This is a genomic window from Gillisella vitis (assembly GCF_021559775.1).
Classification (GTDB): Bacteria; Pseudomonadota; Alphaproteobacteria; order Rhizobiales; family Rhizobiaceae; genus Allorhizobium; species Allorhizobium ampelinum.
Genome location: NZ_CP056048.1, coordinates 313398 through 334714, shown reverse-complemented (window position 1 = coordinate 334714; position 21317 = coordinate 313398). Strand labels below are relative to the sequence as shown.

Genomic DNA, 21317 nt, shown 5'->3' with positions numbered 1-21317 from the left:
TTGGTTATTTCAACAAGGCATTGGTCTGATCGACCATCTGCTTCAGGCCAGCCTCCGGCGTCACTTCACCGCGCATGACCGTGCCGATAATGTCGCGCTGAGTGCGCCAGACGCGAACGGAATCGCCGCCTGGGTAACCGGCCCAAGGCAAGGACCGGTCTGCCTGGAGCGAGGCGGTCTTTACATTCGGATGCTCGGCATAATAAGGCGCCAGATAGTCGGCACCGGTGGCAAGCTTGTTGGTTGGCAGATAGCCGGTGATCCGCACGATGGTGTTCTGCGCCTCAGGACCGGTGATCCATTTCAGATATTTCCAGGCGGCGTCCTGCTTGGCCTTGTCCTGCGTCAGGATCACGGCCGAGTTGCCGCCCGTCGGTACGCCACCCTTTTCCGGGTTGTCCAGCGGGAAGGTTGCCGTCTTCAGCTTGAAACGGTCGCCCACCAGTCCCTCGATCGTCTGAACATGGGCCGGTGTCGAGAAGATGAAACCAGTGAGACCAGCACCAAATTGCTGACGGGACTGGTCCCAGTCGAGCAGGGTCTGACCACCCTCGGTCACGAACTGGCGAACCATTTTCAGAGCATTGAGGCCAATCTCGTTGTCAAAAGCCACAGTCTTGGTCTTTTCGTTGACCAATGTGCCGCCCTGCTCGAGAACCAATGCCTGCCAAAGCCAGTCATCCGGCCAACCATTGATGTCGTAGCCCATGCCGGAGATTTTCGGATCGAGCGCGTGGATCTTCTTGGCCAGCGAGATCAGTTCGGGAAAGGTTTTGGGCATATTGTCTGGATCGCCGCCAGCCTTCTTTACCAGATCAGCATTGATATAGATGATTGGCGAGGAGGCATTGACGGGCAAGCCGTATTGCTTGCCATCGATCTGGCCGAGGGCCGCCATTTTCGGGTTGTAATTTTTGTCGAGGAAGGCCTGGCCGCCTTCCGCCGCGATGAAGGGCGCCAGATCAGTGATCTGGTTGCGGGGTGCCAGTGTGTGAACCAGCTCCGCGGTCAGGTTGAAGCCTGAGAAATAAACATCCGGCAGATTGCCGGTCACGGCAGCGCGCAGGACCTGCTGCTGACCCTCGTTATAGCCTGGAGCGGGCGCCAGAAAATTGATCTTTACATTCGGATTGTTCTTCATGAACGCATCGGCCAGCGGCTGATGGAATTTCGTGAAGCCCGGCAGATTGTAAAGCACGTTGAGCGTGACTTCGTCGGCAGCCAGCACGGGCGTGGAAAGCCCGGCAGCAGCCAGGCCCAAAGCCAGACCGCTCACCACAGTGCGTCGGTTGATTTTCATTGTCGTCTCCGAAAAGGTTGGGAGGAGGAGCATGTGAACGACGTCACTTAACGCCGGTCATGGTGATACCCGCGATGAAGTGCCGCCGTGCCAGGAGGAAGCACAGCACCATCGGCGCGGTAATCAGTGTAGCGCCAGCCATCAGCGCACCGTAATTCGCGCCGGATTCAACATCCGCGAACAACAGCATACCCAGAGGCGGCGGAGCCAGATTGGTGTCGGAAATCACGATCATCGGCCAATAGAGATCGTTCCAATGGGCAACCAGCGAAAAGACCGCAAAAGCCGCGAGCGACGGCAACGAGCCGCGCAAGACCAGGCCCCAGCAGATTTCCATCTCGGAAAAACCATCCATCCGCGCCGCCTCGATGATTTCATCGGGATAGCTGCGGAAGGATTGGTGGAACAGGAAGATTGCGAAAACTGACAGGAAGAAGGGCGCCATCATGGCGAAATAGGTGTTGAGGAGCTGTGCCTTCGCCAGTCCGACAAACAGCGGCAGAGCCAGCGCCTGGATCGGCACGCAGAGTGCGGCAATCACCAGCGTCAACAACAGTTTTCGCCCCGGAAAGCGAAGTTTAGCCAAAGCATAGGCTGCGGGAACCGCAGTCAGAACCTGGACGAACAGGATGCCAAAACAGACGATGACGCCATTTAGCATGAAGCGGGCCATCGGCACCTGACTGGCGGCTCTTGCGTAGTTTTCCACGCCCTCGAATTTTTCCGGGATCGGCCAGAGGGAAACATTGAATATTTCCGATGGCGAACGGATCGAGGTCAAAACCATCCAGTAGAACGGCAAGAGCATGACGAAAGCGCCAGCGGCCAGGACAACATGCGGAAGATAGGTACGAAACCGGGTCATCAATAATGTACCTTCCGGTCCATATGCAGAGTCTGGCCAATCGACAGGATCAGGACGATGGCCAGAAAGAGCAGTGTCAAAGCTGCGGCGTAGCCAGTATTCGAATACTCGAACCCTTCGAGATAGAGATCGAACAACAAGGTTTCCGAGCCGGACCGGCCCTTGGTCAGTACCGCCACCGTCTCGAAAACCTTGAAAGCCGAGATCGATGTTGTGACAACCACGAACAGGGTCGTTGGTCCCAGCATTGGCCAGGTGACGGTGAAAAACCGGTCGATGGAATTTTTGGCGCCATCCAACCGCACCGCCTCATGTAGATCTTTAGGAATGGCCGTCAGCCCGGCAAGAAACAGCACCATGTTGAAACCGAGAACCTGCCAGACACCAATCCATGCCATGGTTGGAATGAGCAGCATCGGATTGGACAGGAAGGCGACGGGCTCGAATCCCAGCCATTTGATTGCCGCATTCACCGGCCCGAGTGAGGGGTGCAGCAGGAATTGCCAGACGGTTGCCATCGCCACAAGCGTAGCGGTGACCGGAAGAAAATAGGCGACTTCCCAGAAGGCCCGGCTGCGCTTGCGATTATGCACCAGAAGCGCCACGCCAAGCGCCAGGAAAACGCCGAGAGGAATGACGATCACGGCATAGATCGCCGTATTGATCACTGCCCGAATGAAGACGGGATCGTGAAACGCCTTGATGAAATTGCCGAGCCCGACAAAGTGAATGGTGAGAGCACCGAGTTGGTAATCCGTGACAGAAAAGGCGGCCAGCACAAGCATTGGAACGATATAAATCGCCAGCAACAGCAAAACGGCCGGGGCCGCAAACAACAGACCACGGCGAACCATCCGGCGCTCGGCTGTTTGCCAGCTTGCACGAGGCTTAGCCGTAAGCGCCATTGAGGACGAGCCAGCAGTCATGCCGCCACCCGTTCACGAACAGAAACGGCGCAGCGCGTGCCATCTGCGCCAAACAGATGAGCACGCTCAGGTGCAAAGCCAATGGTCATCAGACCATGTGCATCAGCACCGAGGACGTCGCGCGCGCCTTGCCGCATGGTCACCACGACCGTTTCATCATCGATAAGGCGGCAGGTTACGAACCGGTCGGCGCCATGGGTCTCGCTGCGCTGGACGCGCACGGCAAAGCCGTTGCCGCTTGCACGCAGATCTTGGGCCCTAAGATCTTGGACGCGCAGGTCTTCTGCCCGAAGCCCAAGCGTTGCCGGTCCGCCATCCTGGTCTAATGCCCGCAGGTCGAGGTCTTTTCCGAAAGCGGTAACCTGTCCCTGCATGCCGATCATGACAGGCAGAAGGTTGATTGATGGGGTGCCTATGAAGCGCGCCACCGTCAATGTCGCTGGCCGGTGGTACAGTTCATCGGGTGTGCCCAATTGCTCGATGCGGCCCTCATGCATCAGCGCGACACGATCCGACATGGTCATGGCCTCGATCTGATCATGGGTGACATAGATGAAGGTAGCGCCAAGGCGGCGATGCAGGCCGACAAGCTCATCGCGCATATGGGCGCGAAGCTTGGCATCGAGATTGGAAAGTGGCTCATCCATCAAGAAGGCAGCAGGCGAACGCACCAGCGCCCGCGCCAGCGCCACACGCTGCCGCTGGCCACCTGAAAGCTGAGCAGGTCTCCGGTCCAGAAGATGCGCAATCTGCAATGTCTCCGCAGCCTCTTCAACGCTGCGCTTGATGTCCTTGACAATCTCGGAAGGCGCTACCAGACGCCCGATCAGCGGCAATCGACCCGCAAGCGACAAACGCCGCATCCGCAGCGGTGTGGCGATGTTCTGCCGCACGGTCATATGGGGATAGAGCGCATAGGACTGGAACACCATCGCCAGATTGCGGTCGCTCGGATCCATGTCGGTCACATCCGAATTATCGATCAGAACCTGACCGCGATCGGGCCGCTCCAACCCAGCGATGATCCGCAACAGGGTCGACTTGCCACAGCCGGACATGCCAACAAGCGACAAGAACTCGCCGGGATGCACCTCGAGATCAATATTCTTCAGAATATCATCAGCCGCGAAGCTTTTTCCAATTCCAGCCAGTTTTAGAGAATGTTGCATCATTATGCGCTCCTTCGACGGAGCGTGTAATGGGGCGGCATTATGACAGCCAAACAACGGATCTGCGAATGTTTAGTGAAAGGTCACGGTACAATGACAATAAATATACTTATTGCTCACTCACGCTTTGAAACAGAAGAAACAAGCCGCCTGTATGACTTTGGGCAACCACAAATTAAATAATCGCTTAAATTGTATCCATCTCAACCACTCAAATTTCCGGAAAGGGTTTTGCTTACCCAACGCCTAGAATAAATGCGCTTTTGCATTCACCTCTTTCATTGAAGAGAAAGCTGTGGCGAGGTGGGTGTCATGAAAGGTTCACTCAAAGCCGCCAAAACTCCTTAACAAATATCAAATGTGAGGACCTTGAATGGCTGAATTAGCGCCTTCGAATTCGCCGCTCAATAGCGCGGGCCATCCCCTTGACCGGGCGCATGGATCGGGCAAGTGGTTCATGCCGGTGTTCGGCGTGGTACTGTTGGTCGGACTAGGCTATATCGGCTACGCTCTTGGCCAGGATCTGACCAGCACCGTCGCGGTTCCCTGGATATTTTTGGGGCTTGCGCTTCTGATCGCGCTCGGGTTTGAGTTCGTCAACGGCTTCCACGATACGGCCAATGCAGTCGCCACCGTGATCTACACACGCTCGATGCCCGCTGAATTCGCGGTCATGTGGTCGGGATTTTTCAATTTCCTCGGTGTTCTAACATCCAGCGGCGCCGTTGCCTTTGGCATCCTTTCCCTTTTGCCCGTAGAGTTGATCCTTCAGGTCGGCTCCGGCTCCGGCCTTGCCATGGTGTTTGCCCTGTTGATCGCTGCCATCGTCTGGAACCTTGGCACCTGGTATCTGGGCCTGCCCTCCTCCAGCTCGCACACCCTGGTCGGCTCGATTATCGGCGTCGGTCTCGCCAATCAGTTTCTGGCACCAGCCGGTTCGGCAACGAGTGGCGTCGACTGGTCGCAGGCGACCAATATCGGCCTGTCCCTGCTGATCTCACCTCTGATCGGCTTTGGCTTTTCTGCCATCCTGTTGTTGGCCATGAAGCTGTTCGTGAAGAACAAGGCGCTTTACCAGGAGCCGAAAACCAATCAGCCGCCGCCGCTCTGGATCAGAGGCCTGTTGATCTTCACCTGTACCGGTGTCAGTTTTGCGCATGGATCGAACGACGGCCAGAAAGGCATGGGCTTGATCATGCTGATTCTGATCGGCCTGGTGCCAACGGCTTTCGCGCTCAATCGCACGCCAGATGTGAATTATCTCGAAGCCTATAAATCTTCCTCGGCGCAGGTCGAAACCGCGCTCGGCAAATATGTCAAGCCGGGTGTGTCCGTCGCAGATGCAAAAGCCACCGTGGCGGATGCCGTCAAGACCAAGGCCTGGAGCGACACCACGACACTCGCCCTCCAGCAATATATCCACGCGACAAGCGCGGAAGTCGCCGCTTTCCCAACGCTGGAAGCCGTTCCAAACCATCTGGTGCAAAATATCAGAAACGATATTTACCTGATCGGTGAGGCCTTGAAGCTGATCGACAAGCAGAAGCTGCTGCCGATGGAGGCAAGCGATCTTGCTGCTGTCAGCGCCTATCACAAGGCGGTCGACAATGCGACGAAGTTCATTCCGACCTGGGTGAAGGTTGCTGTGGCGCTGGCGCTCGGTCTGGGAACGATGATCGGCTGGCGGCGCATCGTTGTCACGGTCGGTGAAAAGATCGGCAAGACCCATCTCACCTATGGCCAGGGTGCTGCCGCTGAAATCGTCGCCATGGTAACGATCGGGGCCGCCGACCATTTCGGCCTGCCGGTATCGACAACCCATGTCCTGTCATCGGGTGTTGCCGGCACGATGACCGCCAACGGGTCCGGCCTGCAATGGTCCACCGTCCGCAATATGCTGATGGCCTGGGTCTTGACACTCCCTGCCTCGATTGCCATCGCCTTTGTGCTTTACGTGGTCCTGCGCCAAGTGTTTTGAAGCCACCCCAAACAGAGAGAGCCTGGCATGATTTCTGATGGTGACGGAATGCGACGCGGCAGATGTCCGCGTCGCATTGTGACCGGTTGCGCGTGAAAATAATGGAACCAACAGCTGCGTATTCAGTTCGCTTTTGTACATCAACAAAATCGCGGAGAGAATATGCCAAAGCAACGGTCCCAAAACCAAGGCAAGAATGCGGCTGCAATCTCGAATGAGGCCACCATCCACGATCAGAAACTTGTGCGCGGCAAGGGCGGCGAACTTCACCAGATCGCTGAAAATGATCAGGTTTTGACCACAGCCCAGGGAGGGCCTGTCGCAGACGATCAGAACTCCCTTCGTATCGGTGATCGTGGTCCGCTTGTCGTTGACGACTTCCATTTCAGAGAAAAGATTTTCCACTTCGACCATGAGCGCATTCCAGAGCGCGTCGTTCATGCCCGAGGCTACGGTGCCCACGGCTTCTTTGAAACCTACGAATCCTTGGCGGAGTACACGCGCGCCGACGTGTTCCAGCGGCCCGGTGAAAAAACCCCTGTTTTCGTTCGGTTTTCGACGGTGGCGGGAAACAAGGGCTCAGCCGACCTTGCCCGCGACGTACGCGGCTTTGCGGTGAAAATGTACACCAAGGAAGGCAATTGGGATCTGGTTGGCAACAACATTCCCGTCTTTTTCATACAGGATGCCATCAAGTTTCCCGATCTTATCCACGCCGCGAAACAGGAGCCGGACCGTGCATTTCCCCAGGCACAGACCGCCCATGACAATTTCTGGGATTTCATTTCTCTGACGCCCGAGAGCATGAACATGATCATGTGGATCATGTCGGATCGGACAATTCCAAGATCATTGCGCTTTATGGAAGGTTTCGGCGTCCATACGTTCCGCTTCGTCAATGCCAATGACGAATCCACCTTCGTCAAGTTTCATTGGAAACCGAAGCTCGGCCTTCAATCGGTGGCCTGGAACGAAGCGGTCAAAATCAATGGCGCCGATCCGGATTTCCATCGACGCGATCTGTGGCATGCAATCAAGTCTGGAAACTTTCCCGAATGGGAATTGCAGGTCCAGCTGTTCGATCAGGAATTTGCCGACAGCTTTGATTTCGACGTGCTAGACCCGACCAAAATCATCCCGGAAGAAATATTGCCGCCGAAGGCAATCGGTCGTCTGGTGCTGGATCGGATGCCGGACAACTTTTTTGCAGAGACCGAGCAAGTCGCATTCATGACGCAGAATGTTCCGCCGGGGATTGATTTCAGCAATGACCCCCTGCTGCAAGGCCGCAATTTTTCCTATCTCGACACCCAGCTGAAACGCCTGGGCGGACCGAATTTCACCCATCTGCCGATCAATGCACCAAAGTGTCCCTTCGCGAATTTCCAGCAGGATGGCCATATGGCGATGCGCAATCCGGTGGGTCGAGCGAATTATCAGCCGAACTCATTTGGCGAGGGACCCCGGGAATCGCCAACGCGCGGCTATCGTCACTTTCCTGCGGAGGAACAGGGTACCAAGGTCCGCCTGCGCCCGGAAAGCTTCGCCGATCACTACAGCCAGGCCCGGCAATTCTATATCAGCCAAACGCCCCCGGAACAGCGCCACATTGCAGCCGCTCTCACGTTCGAGCTAAGCAAAGTGGAAATGCCTGTCATCCGGGAGCGGATGGTGGCGCATCTGATGAATATCGATGAAACGCTGGCCACGACCGTCGCGGAAAAACTGGGCTTTAAAAGCATGCCCAAGCCGGCTGATGCTGCTGTGCCGACACGCGACGACCTTGAGCCGTCCCCTGTACTCAGCATCATCAAGCGAGGCCCCAAGCGCTTCGAAGGCCGCAAACTCGGCATCCTTATCACCGATGGCGTCGACGTGAAGCTTCTCAAGGCGCTGACGGACGCTGTCACCACGGCAAAAGCCGAATTCGAGTTGATTGCCCCAAAGGTTGGCGGCGTGACGGGTTCCGACGGCACCTGGATCGAAGCGCATCATATGATCGATGGAGGACCATCCGTCCTGTTTGACGCCGTGGCGGTTCTGACCTCAGATGCTGGCATGGCAGATCTTGTGAAGGAAGCAACGGCCCGGGATTTCGTTGCCGACGCCTTTCAGCACTGCAAGTTCATCGGTTATACCCAAAGCGCCATGCCCCTTTTCGAGAAGGCTGGCATAACCGAAGATCTCGATGAAGGCACCATTGGTCTTCCAGGTGAAGATGGTATTGCCGATTTCATCGAAAAGCTGGGCAAGCTTCGCGTCTGGGCGCGGGAGCCCTCTGTAAAACTCGGGAAAGCATCCGTGCCTCTGGACGATTGATCGGAAAAAGTCCCATCTCCGCTCCCAAAATGAGCGTAACCGCTGATGTCAGCGGTTACGCCAAGCGAGAAAAGGTTAGAATAACTTGGAAACCCATGATTGAGGGATGTGCCACGAGATAAATCACAATCGCGCCTTGCAATCTCGACGCAGAACCCCACTTCTATCCTGATGTCAGCCATTGTAAGGGCACTGTCATTTTCTGGGCGGCACGCACCCTGGCCCCAATAAAGGAGGACAACATGTCTTCCGACAGTCTTTTCGAGTCAATCGACCCTTTCAAGCCAATTGGCAACGTGCGCCTCGGCCTGACACCAACGGCTTCACAAAGCGCTTGCCTAAAATCTCTCACGACCAAACCGGGTCTGCGCCGAAACGTCACCCGTTTTATGATGGCTCCATCTGCGCAAGACATTCGCTTTGTCGGTCATGATGGCTTTCGATAAAACAGTTTCAGCCGCGCTACGGAACGGCCGGATTGCAGCTCACAGTCTATAGATGCGGCGCCTCCATTGTTGGAATTGCGCAACACGGTTCATGCCGTGCCGAACCCGCTGTGCCAGCTTGCTATCCTGTCATGCCAGTTCAAGGAAGCCAGATCGATGTTTACCAGAACCAAGACACGCATCGTGCATTTCGAATGCCCTTTCACCCTTCCTGGCCTTGAGGGTACGCAGCCCGCCGGTGACTATCAGGTCAAGGATGATGAAGAACAGATTACTGGCATTTCCTGGCTCGCCTATCGGCGGGTGGCAACGCTGATCGAAATTGCCAAGGGATCGACAACAAGCCTTGTCGCCATCGACAATTTGGATCTGGACGCCGCCATCGAGAAGGATCGGATGACATCCATCACCGCAACTGGATAGCCACGCCAGGTTCAAGAGGAACCGGAAAGACACTCACTGTTCACACCATCGCAGGCTCCCAATCCAGGGACGAGCCGGCAGTCAACCCACCGGCGACGGCGTTCTGAAGGGAACCTCTGATGATCAAGACCAAGCGTATCGCATTTATCGGTAATTCGCTTCCAAGGCAGTGCGGGATCGCCACGTTCACCACCGACCTCAGCCACGCCATGTCCAATCCGTCACAGGGTATAGAGACCAGCATCATCGCGATGACCGATGACAAACTGAACTACGCCTATCCGGCCAACGTGGTGTTTGACGTCCGCGATGGTGAGATTGAGGACTATGTGACCGCTGCCCGTATCCTGAATAATGGGGATTACAGGGCCGTCTCATTGCAGCACGAGTTCGGCATCTTCGGTGGCCCGGACGGCGAGTTCATTCTTACCCTGCTGTCACACCTGCGAATTCCCGTCATCACGACATTTCACACCATCCTTGCCGAGCCGACACCATCCCAGAAACGGGTGTTGCAACAGGTGGCTGGGGCATCGAGCCGTGTCGTGGTCATGGCAGAAAAGGGGCGGGAGTTTCTCGAAAATGTCTATGGCGTGGCCCCCGGCAAGATCGATGTCATCGCCCACGGCATTCCCGACAAACCCTTCCATGACCCGGAGCTTGCCAAAGGCAAGATGGGCTATAGCGGACGGCAGATCATTCTGACCTTTGGACTTCTCTCCCCCAACAAGGGTATCGAGGTGGTCATCGATGCCATGCCGGCCATTCTGAAAATGCAGCCCGACGCGCTGTATATTGTGCTTGGAGCGACACATCCCACGCTGCTGCGCCGGGAGAAGGAAGCGTATCGTGACAGCCTGCGCATCCGCGCTGAACAACTCGGCGTCGAACGATCCGTCGTCTTTCTCAACCAATTCGTCGATGTGCCGACGCTCCTTGATTTCATCGCCATGTGCGATGTGTATGTGACGCCCTATCGTGATGAGGCGCAAATGACGTCTGGAACGCTCGCCTACAGTTTCGGCATGGGCAGCGCTGTGGTATCGACCCCTTACTGGCACGCCCGTGAGCTTCTAGACGACCATCGCGGCATTCTTGTCCCGTTCAGCGATGCGCAGGCGACAGGCGAGGCGATTGCACGATTGTTGGGTGACGATCAGGCGCGTCAGGCGATGCGCAAGGCCGCCTATGAGACGGGCCGGTCGATGATCTGGCCGCATATCGCATCGCTCTATCTGAAAAGCATCGAGACGGCCCGCGCAGCCTACCGGCCGCGCCTGATCCGCGATCTCATAACGCAAAGCATGACCCGCCCGCAGCAAGGCACGACCCTGAAACTCGGTCATTTCAATACCATGTGCGACGACACTGGCATCTTCCAGCATGCGGTCTTCTCCGTGCCGGACCGTGCGCATGGCTACTGCGTCGATGACAATGCGCGCGCGCTGATCCTTGCCTGCCATCTGGCGGGAGCCGGAGAAACCGGCATCCATGACGGCAGAACCGCCTCTTTCGCCAGCTTCATCCAGCATGCCTGGAACCCCGACCTGAAACAGTTTCGCAACTTCATGAGCTTTGACCGCCGGTGGCTGGAAGACAAAGGCTCCGAAGACAGCCATGGCCGAACGCTCTGGTCGCTCGGCATCTGCGCCTCCTCCGACAGCGACCGGCCGCGCCGTCGCTGGGCAGCGGCCCTGTTTGCCAAAGCGGCCCCTGTGGTCGAACATTTCCATTCGCCACGGGCCTGGGCCTTCACTCTGATCGGCCTCGATGCCTATTGCAGGGTCACGCCAGAGGACGACGCGGCAGTACAACTGCGCACAGTACTTGCTGAGCGTCTGGTGCGGCTCGAACGCCAGGTATCGACAGCCGACCGCCATTGGTTTGAAGAGGGGCTTTCCTATGAAAACGCCCGAATTCCGCAAGCCCTGATCGCCACAGGCATGGCAACCGGCTCGGACGAACTCATGGATACCGGCCTCAGAACGCTAGGCTGGCTCATGCAGCAGCAGACGGCTTCCGGTGGCCAGTTCAGGCCGGTCGGCACCGATGGCTTTTTCGATGTGGGCGAAGCGCCCAAGCTCTTCGACCAGCAGCCGGTGGAAGCGACAGCGACAATTTCCGCCTGCCTTGCCGCCTATGATGCTACCCGCGACAAGACATGGCTAGAGGCCGCCACACGTACCTTTACCTGGTTTACCGGCAGCAATGATCACGGGGTTTCCCTTGTCGATCCGGAAACCGGCAGTTGCCGGGACGGACTGCATCCGGATCGAGCCAACGAAAACCGCGGAGCGGAATCCGTGCTCTGCTACTTGATCTCCTGCTTTGAAGTTGGCCGGGCATCCCGCCTGACGCATGCCGCACCGAAGCTGGCGGAGCTTCAGCAGCTTTCTTAAGCACTCTTCCAGCGCCAATCAAAAAAGGATCAGCCTTGCCCAATTCAAGCCTCCTCAATCGGCAGGCCCTCTATCTCCGGCCTGATCCCACCCGTGTCATCGTCCGACCGTTCAAGCCATCGACGGAACCACGCCACCTGAACCCCCGTGACAAAAGCCGGGCCAATGAAATTGTCGACCGCGTCCTGTCTCTCGATCCGACCGGTACGACTAACCAGCTGCGAGACATTCTCGATAATTTCGAAGGCCGGCACCGTAACTTGCTGCGCAAGTTCGAGCTACGCGCCGATGCGATGGAGGATGCCTTCTCCCAACATCAAAGCTTCAGTCAGCAGCAGAGACAATTGGTCGGGGCGTATTTCATGAACGAATATTCGTTCGAATCCGCGGCCCTCTTCAATCCGAGCATCGTAGCACATCCCGACCAGACAGGTATGGCGCAAGGGTGCTGCCGGTTGATCATCAGCCTGCGCGCGGTTGGGGAAGGACACATTTCCTCCATGACTTTCCGAACCGGCATGATCGATGCCGAGGGAGCCGTCACCATCGATCCGCCGGTTCGCCTCGCGGGTCTGCCGCACATCCATGCCAGTGATGGCCTGTCACCGGCAGGTTGCATCGGCATCAGCTTCGACAGTGAAAGCGATCTCAGCGAACGGGTGATCTTTCCGGTCACGGAAGCTCAATCGAACGGGATAGAGGATGCCCGGTTCGTGGCTTTCGATGACGATGGCAAGACCGTCTATTTTGCCACCTATACAGCGTATAGCGGCTCATCGATCCGCTCGGAGCTTCTGGAAACCCAGGATTTTCTGAGTTTCACGCTGACGCCACTGCGCGGTCCGGCAGCCCGCAACAAGGGCATGGCGCTTTTTCCTCGGCGCATCAATGGGCGCTTTGCGATGATTGCGCGCCAGGACAGCGAAAACCTTTTCCTGCTGTATTCAGACGACCTGCATCACTGGGACGAGGGTCTTGTTCTGATGAAACCGGAATTCGCCTGGCAGTTTGTACAGATCGGCAATTGCGGATCACCCGTCGAGATTGATGAGGGATGGCTGCTCTTCACCCATGGGGTCGGCCCGATGCGGCGCTATTCGATTGGGGTCACCCTTCTCGATAAGGAGGACCCCAGCATCATCCTGGCGCGCACGGTCGAGCCTTTGTTGCAACCGGAACCGACCGAGCGTGAAGGCTATGTGCCCAATGTCGTCTATTCCTGCGGCGCCATGCGCCACGGCGATCTCATCGCCCTGCCCTATGCCGTATCGGACACCTATTCAAACTTCAGCACTGTGCAGATCAGCGCGCTCCTGAGCTCAATGCACCCCGCCGGGCAAACTGGGTGACGATCACCAATAATTCTTCACCCTTTGACGGGCGTCAAACGCAATAGGCGCCCCTCACTATCGTCCTCGATAACCCACACCGCCCCATCAGGGGCGACCGCGACATCGCGGATGCGCGCCTCCATATCGAAGCGATCCGCCTCTTCTGCTCCACCAGAAGCGTCGAATGTCACCCTAATCAAAGCCATGGATGCAAGGCCGCCAATCAGGGCCGAACCGCGCCATTGCGGAAACATTGGGCCGTCATAGATCGCAAGGCCAGCGGGAGCGATCACCGGGTTCCAGTAAAGAGCCGGGGCAATAAACTCCGGCCTCGTCGAATGGCGCGGTATCCGTGTGCCGCTGTAATTGTCGCCATTTGACACCAGCGGCCAGCCATAATTGCCATTGGCTTTGATCAGATTGAGCTCGTCGCCGCCGCGCGGTCCCATTTCATGCAGCCACAGTTTTCCATCGAGCCCGAAAGCAAGACCGTAGGGATTGCGATGACCGGTCGTAAAGGTTTGGGCTTTCACGCCGCCTTGATCCGCATGCGGGTTATCCGCAGGCGTCGAGCCATCCAGATTGAGCCGCAGAAGTTTGCCGCGCGCCTGGTCGGGGTCCTGTGCCGTATCCGGGCGCATCCGGTCACCAACCGTCAGGTAAAGATGCGTGCCATCAGGATCGAAAGCGATAATGCCACCGGATTGCCCGCCACCGCCGGCTGGCGTCTGGCGCCAGATCACCTTGATGTCTTCCAGCGATGCGCTTGTACCGGATGCCGCCAATTGCGCGCGGGACAGAACGAGACGGCTGCCGGAAGCTCCTGGCTCCGAATAGGTAAAATAGACCTCGCGGTTCTTTTCAAAGCTCGGTGAAATTGCGATGTCGAGAAGACCGTTCTGGCCTTCGGCGGCCACGGCTGGGACATTGGCAACCGGGGTTTTCCGCCCGTTTTGAAGCACAAGAAAGATCAGGCCCGGCTTTTCTGTCACCAGCATTCGACCGTCAGGCAGAAAGGCAATCGCCCATGGGGTGTCGAAGCGTGCGACCTCTTTAGCGCTGAAGGGCTTGGTCGAGGAGACAGGATGATTGCCAGCATTGATGCTTTGTGCGTGAGCCGAGGTGATCCATGCAGCCCAGACGATCATCACAGATAGAAACTTCATGTCTCCTCCCTATACAAAAACGAAGATGCCACCGCATCCTCGCCTTGAAGAAGGCATTGCAAATATCTCAGATGCGGCAGAGGCTTGAGATATTTGCAAAAGGAATACGAAATGCCATCTTTAATGACTCTTCGTAGGATGTAGTGCGTTATGGTTTGGATTAAACCAGAAGGGTCCTAGTTTTCCGCAACGCAACGGTTTTCAATGCCCCCTAAGCCCTGCACTTCAACGCGGACGACGTCACCGGGCTTCAGAAATGTCTGTGTCGCAATTCCGACGTTTGATGGTGTCCCTGTGATAATGACGTCACCAGGCTCCAATGTCATGACCGTCGATAAATAGACGATCTGATCATAGATGTCGTAAATCATGTCGCCTGTCGATGAGCGCTGGCGCTCCTGTCCATTCAACGACAAGGTCAACGTCAGGTCATGCGGATCGGCAATTTCGTCATCCGTGGTGATCCAGGGGCCGATGGGGCCATGGGTATCGAATGATTTGCCCAATGTGTAGGTGGGCGAACGGAATTGCCAGTCGCGGGCAGTCACATCGTTTGCGACAAGATAGCCGGCGATCACGCTGCGAGCAGCTTCACGGCTCACATGGCGGCAACGTTTACCGATCACGAAACCAAGTTCTGCCTCGTAATCCACCATCTTTGAAACACCGGGCACGACGACATCACCGTAAGGTCCATTTATGCAACTGACCTGTTTGTTGAACCACAATTGGCTTTCAGGGGTCTTGATACCTGCCGCAGCCGCTTCTTCGGCATGGGCCTGATAATTCATGCCGATGGCCAGGAATTTTTGTGGATCGGCGACCGGCGCTTCCAGCCGCACATCGGCAAGCAGATAAGACGGCTCAGTGGCCGCCTCCAACGCTGGCCGCAGTGTGGGATAGGCCTCCAAAAGCAGGCGCATTGAATGGCCATATTCTGGAACAACGGCAGTCAGATCGACGATCCGCTGATTATCGACTTTGCCCAGACGGGTGACGCCGTCGATTGTGAATCTTGCCAATTTCATAAAAATATTCCCTGTCTAAGACGGCTCAACCGCGCGCATTGAATTGACTGAAACGGCAATACCGGGGCCGGAAAAGGCCACCATCTGCACTTTCGTAACCTCAAGAATGTCGAGATAGGCCATTCCATTGACGACATGGGCGCTGAGCGGCAATTGTTCGAATGTCGCCCGGTGCCACGCCACGCTGCCTTTTGCCGTCCAGCGTTTGAAATCGAAGCCATCGAAATTGATATTGCTGACCCTGCCGCCAGTCTCGGGCGGTGCTGCTGCGGTGGTCACATAAGCAATATCGGCACCCTCCCGTCCGCCGGGACTGGTGCGTGGGACATATTTATAATACATCGACGGACCATTATCGGCACCGGGAAGTGCCGGCTCATTGCCAGCCTCAACCAGATCCGTCAGGGCGATATCGAAGAATTTAAAGCCCATCCAGGACGCAGAGCAGGTGGCGGTGCCTTGTGCCTTATCGTGCTCGATTTCCGGAATGTCGGCAAACATTTTGGGAAAGCCAAGCTCATCGCGCCCGGTCATGATGGCGTCAGGCGCGCCTTCCCACAGGACGGGGCAGAAGGTGCCTTCAAGCGTCTCGGTCTTGCCGCGATAGGTGACGGGAAAATCCACAACGACAATCCCGTAGCCGCGGCCCGCAAGCCAGTAGAGATTTTTGAACCATGCGCAAGAAACCGTCACCAGAGGCTCGCCGCGCAGTTCCATGCCTGGCGGAAGCAATGCCTCGAGCTTTTCAGGCAAGGTTCTGTAGGTAACGGCCATCCACTCGGCGTTCATTCGGCCTGTCTCCTCGGCCGCCCACATGCCGCCGCCGGGCTTTTGGCGCGGTCCAGGAGCTGGTCCGAAGGACAGTGGCATTCGATACCGGAATGCAGGATTTAATGTAAAACTCATTTTTTAACCTCTCCCAGCCAGCCAGGACGCCAGCATGACCGTTAAATACCAAGTCTCGACGATATTGACCACATCCAGACCCTGAGAAAACTTCGAATATCTCAAATCTATCAAGGACTTGAGATATTCAAGAGCGAAATACGAACTACCATTTTCAGTGATACTTCGCATAAATCTCAGCCAGAAAACGCCGAAACGGCCTTCCCTGAAAAAATCTAGATGGTCGGATCGAAAGCGATCCCCGGACGCAGGAACGAGGGAGTGGGTGGCGTGCCCCAGAGATTGAGCCAGCGACCCGCCAACCCCTCCGAAATATCCCAGCTGCGCGGTTCATAGGTTGCATCATTGTCGATCCGATCAAGCTCGATCGAGTTCTCGACCAGGCATCCATGCGGATCGGCATAATAGGTGAAGACATTGCCACCCGCCCCGTGACGGCCCGGACCCCAGACCAGAGCGCGCTCTTTTCCGGCAAGATTGTCGGCGATCGTCTGAAGATCCTGAAGTGAGTGCAGATCGAAAGCATAGTGATGCAATCCGCTTTCGCCCGGCCCCATGGCGATGGTGTGATGGTAGCCATCTTCGGCGCGGTACCAGCGCAAGGCACCGTCTTCCGTCATATCCGACAGCTTCAGACCCAGAACTTTGACGCAGAAATCCCCATAGGCAGCGGTATCCGGTGCGAAGGAATTGATGTGTTCAATCCGGCGCGGACGGGCGCCCGGTGTCGAATAACTGTAGTGACGGGGCTGGTTACGGGCGATTGGCGTATGGACTTCGAAAATCGTCCCGCCGGGTGCAACAAGGCGAACGGCGCGGTCATAATGTTTGCCCAGAGGCCTGTCCGACAATATCTCCAGCCCATCGGATTTTGCACGCCGATAGACCTCGTCTACGGCATCCGCATTGACAGCCTCTAGCCCGCAGGCAACAGCCTTTCCGTCGCCCTTGATATAGGTGACTTCGTGGTGGCGGTCGTTGCTGGAAAGATAGACGGTTTCGCCGTCAACTTCCGTGATCCTCAAGCCAACGACATCGCAAAGATCCTGTGCCGCGCCCAGAGGATCCGGCGAGGAGATGATCACGTGGCCCATTTGTCTGATAAGATAGGTCATGGCTTTCTCCACTTACTGTAGCGATTGGACGGATGGACGGCTCTCTATCCGCTTGAGATAGGCCTGGATATTCGGCCAGGCCGCCAGATCGATGGCCTGTAGCTTTGCCCATCCGAGAATGACGAACGCATAGGCATCCGCGATCGAAAATGTTGCCCCGGCAAGATAATCACTTAGCCCCAGACGGCGATCGAGAGTGCCGAAAACGCGCGGCAACAACGCCGTTTTGGTGATTTCGGCAAAGTCCGGTGGCGTATTGGGCCGCATTAGGGGGGGGAAGGTCTTGTGCAATTCGGTTGCCACGTAATTGGTCCATTCCAGCACGCGGTAGCGGGCAAGATCGCCGGGCGGTGGCAAAAGGCCGCTTTCCGGGGCCTGATCAGCCAGATATTGCAGGATGATCGCGCCTTCCGTCAGCACGTCGCCATCGTCGAGCACAAGGGCGGGAACCTGGCCCTTTGGGTTCACCTGAAGATAGCTCGTTCCATCCGGAAGCGTTTTTTCCCTCAGATTGACTGGAATGGAAGAGGCGGCGATACCGGTTTCCTGCAGAACGATGCGGGATGCCGTGGAGCAGGTGCCGGGCGTATGGTAGAGTTGCATGCTGTAATCCTGATGAATGGTGGTCGATGGTTGCCGGTATGCTGCCTGCGATGACAGCATACCGCTGTGCCGTCAGGGCTGTTTTGGGGGCGCGATCTTGTTCACGCCGCTCCAATGCTCCGCCAGACGCTCGTCTCGAAGCCGATAGGCATCGAAAACGAAATAATCGTAGGTTTCGCCCGGCTTGTCGGGGTCTGGCTGCGGCAGATAGGCGGCGACCACGACCATGTCGCCTTCCGCCACCATGAAGGCGGGAGGGATGCGCATCTCGGCCGGCTCGGGGACTGGTCCGTTTGGAAATACCGATTGCACAAACCGTTCCAAGCCTTCGCGGCCGGTCGGAATATGGCGGCTGTGCTGCTTATAATCCTCTGTGACGAAATCCTTGACGGCTGCCGGGTTCTGGCCATCGAACACCCGGCGGTAAAATTCCCGGACCAGATGTTTGTGGCGTTCAAGTTTCGCATGGTCATGGGTCTTCGTGTCGTGCATGACGTCGATCTCCTGTCGATAAAGTGATTGTGAAAGTGCCGCCGGTTCAGATCGAACCAAGCTCAAGGCCCCTTGCGGGGGGAAAGACCGAGGCTGCCGCCCAGGTCGAAAGCCAATGCCGCGTAAATGACGACACCGTTCTTTTCTCTTCCGGTTGAGTAATCAGCCAGAATGGAATTGTTTGGATTGATGATATAGGCAGCGCCGAAATCGAGAATCCCGTTGCCAAAGAAGCCTGTACTTGCATGCACGTCGACCATGAACGTGTCCTGCGGCTGTTTCTCGTTGACGCCCGAAAAGAACCGCCGGGCATTCTGTTCATACTGCGCGCGCTCTTCACTCAAGCGGATGTAGTGAACGGAGGCACCGACTGTTGCGAGCGGGTTTTCCTTCCAGAAGCCTGAATACTCGACACCGGCATAAGCCTCCCAGGGATAAGCCTGGCCATCGCCGAACGTATGGAACAGGCCGCCATAGACGGCGAGGTTTTCGGGAATCGGGCTACCGGACGCCTCACTCCACACGACCTTGCGAACCTGCCCGTAAACGCCGCTCGTTCCGCCGTCGTGATTGACAATCCTGGTATTGGCTCCAAAGGTCGGGTTGCCCCAACCGCTATTGTAAAGTGCGTCTTCATACGAGGTGGAACGGTGGTAAGCGCCGACCTCGTATTTCAAAGGATTGGCATTCTGCATGAAGGTTTCGTCATGGCTGATATTGGCAATGGCGATATAGCCTTTGGCATCGCCGGTTCCCCAATCCCATCCATCGCCATTCTGCCAATTGTCAGAATTGTCCTCGATGGCTCCAAATCCCAGCGTCGTGGTCTGATCGAGCCGATAGGCCAGTCTCCCACCCCAGACAGACAGTGCTTCGCCTGGCATATTGAGGGTGATTGCCGGCGTTGAGGGCACGCAGCCAATGCCGCCGCAGAAGCCTTTTTTCATGAAGTCGCGATTAAGGCCCATCCGTCCCGCTTCAACAGTCAACCGATCGTTGAAAAGGTCGCCTTCAATGGTGAAACGGGTCAGATCGGTGTCCGAATTCACGATCGGGACGGGGAAAAAGGCATTCGAAAGATCAAACAGATAATTGTCGACATTTTGAGTCGGGGCGTTGATTGTCTCAACCAAATTGATCCGAAGATCCGGTGTCAGATTACCGGTAACACCTAAAATGAACATGCCATAATTGGCTGATGAGCCACCCGCAGCCCCAAAAGACGGCGCATTCTGATAGAAATCGACAAAGTCGAGTTGAAGGTCGATACCGTTGTCATGCAGCGTTCTCCCCACGCTGGCCAAGGGGCCGGAATAGACCGGACCGGGCATGCCTCCCTCGCCAGGTGGTGTGTCGCTTGACGGCAGCGCCGTATCGGCTGCTGCGGCCGGCAGCAAGGATGCAAGCAGCAAAGGCACTGCCAGCAGATTTAAAGTTCGCATTGTCACCCTCCCATTTTTATCATTTGTTATTCCGCTGCGATTGGACTGCCGGAGACCTCCTCTTTGTTGCCCCGGTTTTGCGGTGGTGATGCTGCAAGAATGGCAAAGAACGCGACCACGCACAGGGTGATGATCGTGATAAACACCCATTCATATGTGCCGGTTTGATCGAAAACCGCCCCTGCCGACCCCGCGCCAATCGCCGCGCAGAGCGTCGATACCGGCATCATCGAACCCAGAATGGCGGAAAACGATGCCTTGCCAAAATAATTGCCCAGAAGAGCCATCAGGCAGACCTGCGAGGCACCGTAGCCAATGCCGGCAGGAAGCGCGTAGAGCAGGATGCCGGTAAAGCCAACGGGCTTGATGACCATGCAAAAGCCGAAAACAATCAATGCCATGCTGGCGGCTGAGATGAGCGATGGTGAAATACGATCACCCAGGAAACCAGCGGTCATATTGCCAATGAACGAGGCGACGATAATGACCGCGACGGCGTTAGCGGCTTCAGCAGGCGAATAGCCGATATCACGCAGATGCACCACGCCATGAGCCATCAGGAAAATCCAGGCGACCCCGGCAATGCTCATGTAAATCAGAATAAGCCAGTAAGCCTTGGTTCCCAGTGCTTCCCGAAGGGTCCAGTGGGTCGTGCTTTTGAATACCTTGCTGTTTTCGCGTGCGAAGGAAGGAGCAGGATTTCGGGAAATGTAATTTTCGACCCGCCGCTCATCGAGCGCTACATAGGCCGTTATCATCGCGATGAGCGCCGATCCGGCAATAAGCCACCAAGCTGTGCGCCAATCGCCTGATATCGCCATCAGTCTTTCAAGCGCAGGTGGAGAAAAGAAACCGCCAATTTCGACTGCTGAAAATACGATGGAGACAGCCAAGGCCCGGCGTGCGTGAAACCATCTCGTTACGATTGTCTGGGCTGGCAGCATGCCGGCAATGCAGACGCCGGAACCGGCCAACAAACCAAATGCCACGGCATATTGCCAGCCATTGTGCACGACAGTCGCCATGGCAACCGATCCCAGGAACAGCACAAGGCATCCGAAAGCAACTGTTGACCGATAACCGAATTTGCGGATCAACACCGCGACGACAGGGGCCTGAAAGCCCATCATCATCACGAAAAGGCCAAAGCCCATACCGAAGACCGCTCGATCCATATTGAGATCGGTGATCATTCGGGCGTTGACAACGGCGGTACCGATACTTGGCACCGCCACGACCAGCAGCACGATTGCCCATAGCGCGCCCAACACCTTGGCAGCCTGAAAACTGTATTCGAAACCTTTATTTGCCCGAAAATTGGCAGGGGCATGCGTCTTATTCGACTGCATAAAAAATCCTCCTCTTGTTAACCGTCGACGGGCCGCCTCCACAGCCCGCCTACAGCTCAA

Annotated in this window: 18 protein-coding genes; 6 read left to right on the top strand and 12 right to left on the bottom strand. The window is 56.5% G+C overall.

The annotated features are described in order from the left end of the window. Positions 1-4 precede the first annotated feature (4 nt). From AVCG78_RS18710 to AVCG78_RS18695, 4 genes are read right to left on the bottom strand one after another with little or no spacing between them, the layout of a single operon-like run. A complete protein-coding gene (locus AVCG78_RS18710) occupies positions 5-1300 on the bottom strand; it encodes an ABC transporter substrate-binding protein (protein WP_071206833.1) in 1296 nt (431 codons plus the stop codon). A gap of 43 nt (positions 1301-1343) precedes the next feature. Continuing rightward, positions 1344-2165, bottom strand: a complete 822-nt coding sequence (locus AVCG78_RS18705) for a carbohydrate ABC transporter permease (protein WP_071206834.1) — start codon at positions 2163-2165, stop codon at positions 1344-1346. Then, entirely contained in the window at positions 2165-3091 is a 927-nt protein-coding gene (locus AVCG78_RS18700; protein WP_012653715.1) for a carbohydrate ABC transporter permease, read from the bottom strand. The genes AVCG78_RS18705 and AVCG78_RS18700 overlap by 1 nt, the downstream gene beginning before the upstream one ends. After that, a complete protein-coding gene (locus AVCG78_RS18695) occupies positions 3088-4263 on the bottom strand; it encodes an ABC transporter ATP-binding protein (protein WP_071206835.1) in 1176 nt (391 codons plus the stop codon). Before AVCG78_RS18695 ends, AVCG78_RS18700 begins: the two co-directional genes overlap by 4 nt. Positions 4264-4633: 370 nt before the next feature. Here AVCG78_RS18695 and AVCG78_RS18690 point away from each other — a divergent pair, with 370 nt between their 5' ends. From AVCG78_RS18690 to AVCG78_RS18665, 6 genes are all read left to right on the top strand, one after another. Next, on the top strand, positions 4634-6238 hold the full coding sequence (locus AVCG78_RS18690; protein ID WP_071206836.1) for an inorganic phosphate transporter: 1605 nt from the start codon (positions 4634-4636) through the stop codon (positions 6236-6238). 162 nt (positions 6239-6400) lie between these two features. Next, entirely contained in the window at positions 6401-8557 is a 2157-nt protein-coding gene (gene katE / locus AVCG78_RS18685; RefSeq protein WP_071584482.1) for a catalase, read from the top strand. A 242-nt stretch (positions 8558-8799) separates the two neighbouring features. Further along, a complete protein-coding gene (locus AVCG78_RS18680) occupies positions 8800-9003 on the top strand; it encodes a hypothetical protein (RefSeq protein ID WP_071206838.1) in 204 nt (67 codons plus the stop codon). A 69-nt stretch (positions 9004-9072) separates the two neighbouring features. Beyond that, positions 9073-9426 carry a hypothetical protein gene (locus AVCG78_RS18675; RefSeq protein WP_234902117.1) on the top strand — a complete coding sequence of 118 codons (354 nt, stop codon included), beginning with the start codon at positions 9073-9075 and terminating at the stop codon, positions 9424-9426. Between the two features lie 119 nt (positions 9427-9545). Then, the gene (locus tag AVCG78_RS18670; protein WP_071206839.1) at positions 9546-11825 is read left to right on the top strand and encodes a glycosyltransferase family 4 protein; all 2280 of its coding nucleotides are present in this window, start codon (positions 9546-9548) and stop codon (positions 11823-11825) included. A gap of 35 nt (positions 11826-11860) precedes the next feature. Further along, on the top strand, positions 11861-13174 hold the full coding sequence (locus tag AVCG78_RS18665) for a glycoside hydrolase family 130 protein (RefSeq protein ID WP_071206840.1): 1314 nt from the start codon (positions 11861-11863) through the stop codon (positions 13172-13174). A gap of 17 nt (positions 13175-13191) precedes the next feature. Here the strand turns inward: AVCG78_RS18665 and AVCG78_RS18660 are convergent, their stop codons facing one another. The 8 genes from AVCG78_RS18660 to AVCG78_RS18625 form a co-directional block, all read right to left on the bottom strand. Continuing rightward, positions 13192-14322 carry a PQQ-dependent sugar dehydrogenase gene (locus AVCG78_RS18660; RefSeq protein WP_071206841.1) on the bottom strand — a complete coding sequence of 377 codons (1131 nt, stop codon included), beginning with the start codon at positions 14320-14322 and terminating at the stop codon, positions 13192-13194. A gap of 176 nt (positions 14323-14498) precedes the next feature. Beyond that, positions 14499-15350, bottom strand: a complete 852-nt coding sequence (locus AVCG78_RS18655; RefSeq protein ID WP_071206842.1) for a fumarylacetoacetate hydrolase family protein — start codon at positions 15348-15350, stop codon at positions 14499-14501. Positions 15351-15365: 15 nt separating this feature from the next. Then, positions 15366-16139: an acetoacetate decarboxylase family protein gene (locus AVCG78_RS18650; RefSeq protein WP_409065497.1), complete on the bottom strand. Its 774-nt coding sequence runs from the start codon at positions 16137-16139 to the stop codon at positions 15366-15368. Positions 16140-16471: 332 nt separating this feature from the next. Further along, positions 16472-17371: a VOC family protein gene (locus AVCG78_RS18645; RefSeq protein ID WP_012653705.1), complete on the bottom strand. Its 900-nt coding sequence runs from the start codon at positions 17369-17371 to the stop codon at positions 16472-16474. Between the two features lie 12 nt (positions 17372-17383). Then, positions 17384-17974: a glutathione transferase GstA gene (gene gstA, locus AVCG78_RS18640; RefSeq protein WP_071207252.1), complete on the bottom strand. Its 591-nt coding sequence runs from the start codon at positions 17972-17974 to the stop codon at positions 17384-17386. A gap of 72 nt (positions 17975-18046) precedes the next feature. Continuing rightward, on the bottom strand, positions 18047-18466 hold the full coding sequence (locus AVCG78_RS18635) for a nuclear transport factor 2 family protein (protein ID WP_012653703.1): 420 nt from the start codon (positions 18464-18466) through the stop codon (positions 18047-18049). A 62-nt stretch (positions 18467-18528) separates the two neighbouring features. Further along, positions 18529-19908 (bottom strand): carbohydrate porin, encoded by a 1380-nt coding sequence (locus AVCG78_RS18630; RefSeq protein WP_071206844.1) that lies wholly within the window; start codon positions 19906-19908, stop codon positions 18529-18531. A 26-nt stretch (positions 19909-19934) separates the two neighbouring features. Beyond that, positions 19935-21257 (bottom strand): MFS transporter, encoded by a 1323-nt coding sequence (locus AVCG78_RS18625; protein ID WP_071584483.1) that lies wholly within the window; start codon positions 21255-21257, stop codon positions 19935-19937. Between the last annotated feature and the right edge of the window lie 60 nt (positions 21258-21317).

Coding starts and splice junctions, on each gene's coding strand:
- AVCG78_RS18710 (WP_071206833.1), bottom strand. CDS start 1,300: ATGAAAATCAACCGACGCACTGTGGTGAGCGGTCTGGCTTTGGGCCTG.
- AVCG78_RS18705 (WP_071206834.1), bottom strand. CDS start 2,165: ATGACCCGGTTTCGTACCTATCTTCCGCATGTTGTCCTGGCCGCTGGC.
- AVCG78_RS18700 (WP_012653715.1), bottom strand. CDS start 3,091: ATGACTGCTGGCTCGTCCTCAATGGCGCTTACGGCTAAGCCTCGTGCA.
- AVCG78_RS18695 (WP_071206835.1), bottom strand. CDS start 4,263: ATGATGCAACATTCTCTAAAACTGGCTGGAATTGGAAAAAGCTTCGCG.
- AVCG78_RS18690 (WP_071206836.1), top strand. CDS start 4,634: ATGGCTGAATTAGCGCCTTCGAATTCGCCGCTCAATAGCGCGGGCCAT.
- katE (WP_071584482.1), top strand. CDS start 6,401: ATGCCAAAGCAACGGTCCCAAAACCAAGGCAAGAATGCGGCTGCAATC.
- AVCG78_RS18680 (WP_071206838.1), top strand. CDS start 8,800: ATGTCTTCCGACAGTCTTTTCGAGTCAATCGACCCTTTCAAGCCAATT.
- AVCG78_RS18670 (WP_071206839.1), top strand. CDS start 9,546: ATGATCAAGACCAAGCGTATCGCATTTATCGGTAATTCGCTTCCAAGG.
- AVCG78_RS18660 (WP_071206841.1), bottom strand. CDS start 14,322: ATGAAGTTTCTATCTGTGATGATCGTCTGGGCTGCATGGATCACCTCG.
- AVCG78_RS18655 (WP_071206842.1), bottom strand. CDS start 15,350: ATGAAATTGGCAAGATTCACAATCGACGGCGTCACCCGTCTGGGCAAA.
- AVCG78_RS18650 (WP_409065497.1), bottom strand. CDS start 16,139: ATGAACGCCGAGTGGATGGCCGTTACCTACAGAACCTTGCCTGAAAAG.
- AVCG78_RS18645 (WP_012653705.1), bottom strand. CDS start 17,371: ATGACCTATCTTATCAGACAAATGGGCCACGTGATCATCTCCTCGCCG.
- gstA (WP_071207252.1), bottom strand. CDS start 17,974: ATGCAACTCTACCATACGCCCGGCACCTGCTCCACGGCATCCCGCATC.
- AVCG78_RS18635 (WP_012653703.1), bottom strand. CDS start 18,466: ATGCACGACACGAAGACCCATGACCATGCGAAACTTGAACGCCACAAA.
- AVCG78_RS18630 (WP_071206844.1), bottom strand. CDS start 19,908: ATGCGAACTTTAAATCTGCTGGCAGTGCCTTTGCTGCTTGCATCCTTG.
- AVCG78_RS18625 (WP_071584483.1), bottom strand. CDS start 21,257: ATGCAGTCGAATAAGACGCATGCCCCTGCCAATTTTCGGGCAAATAAA.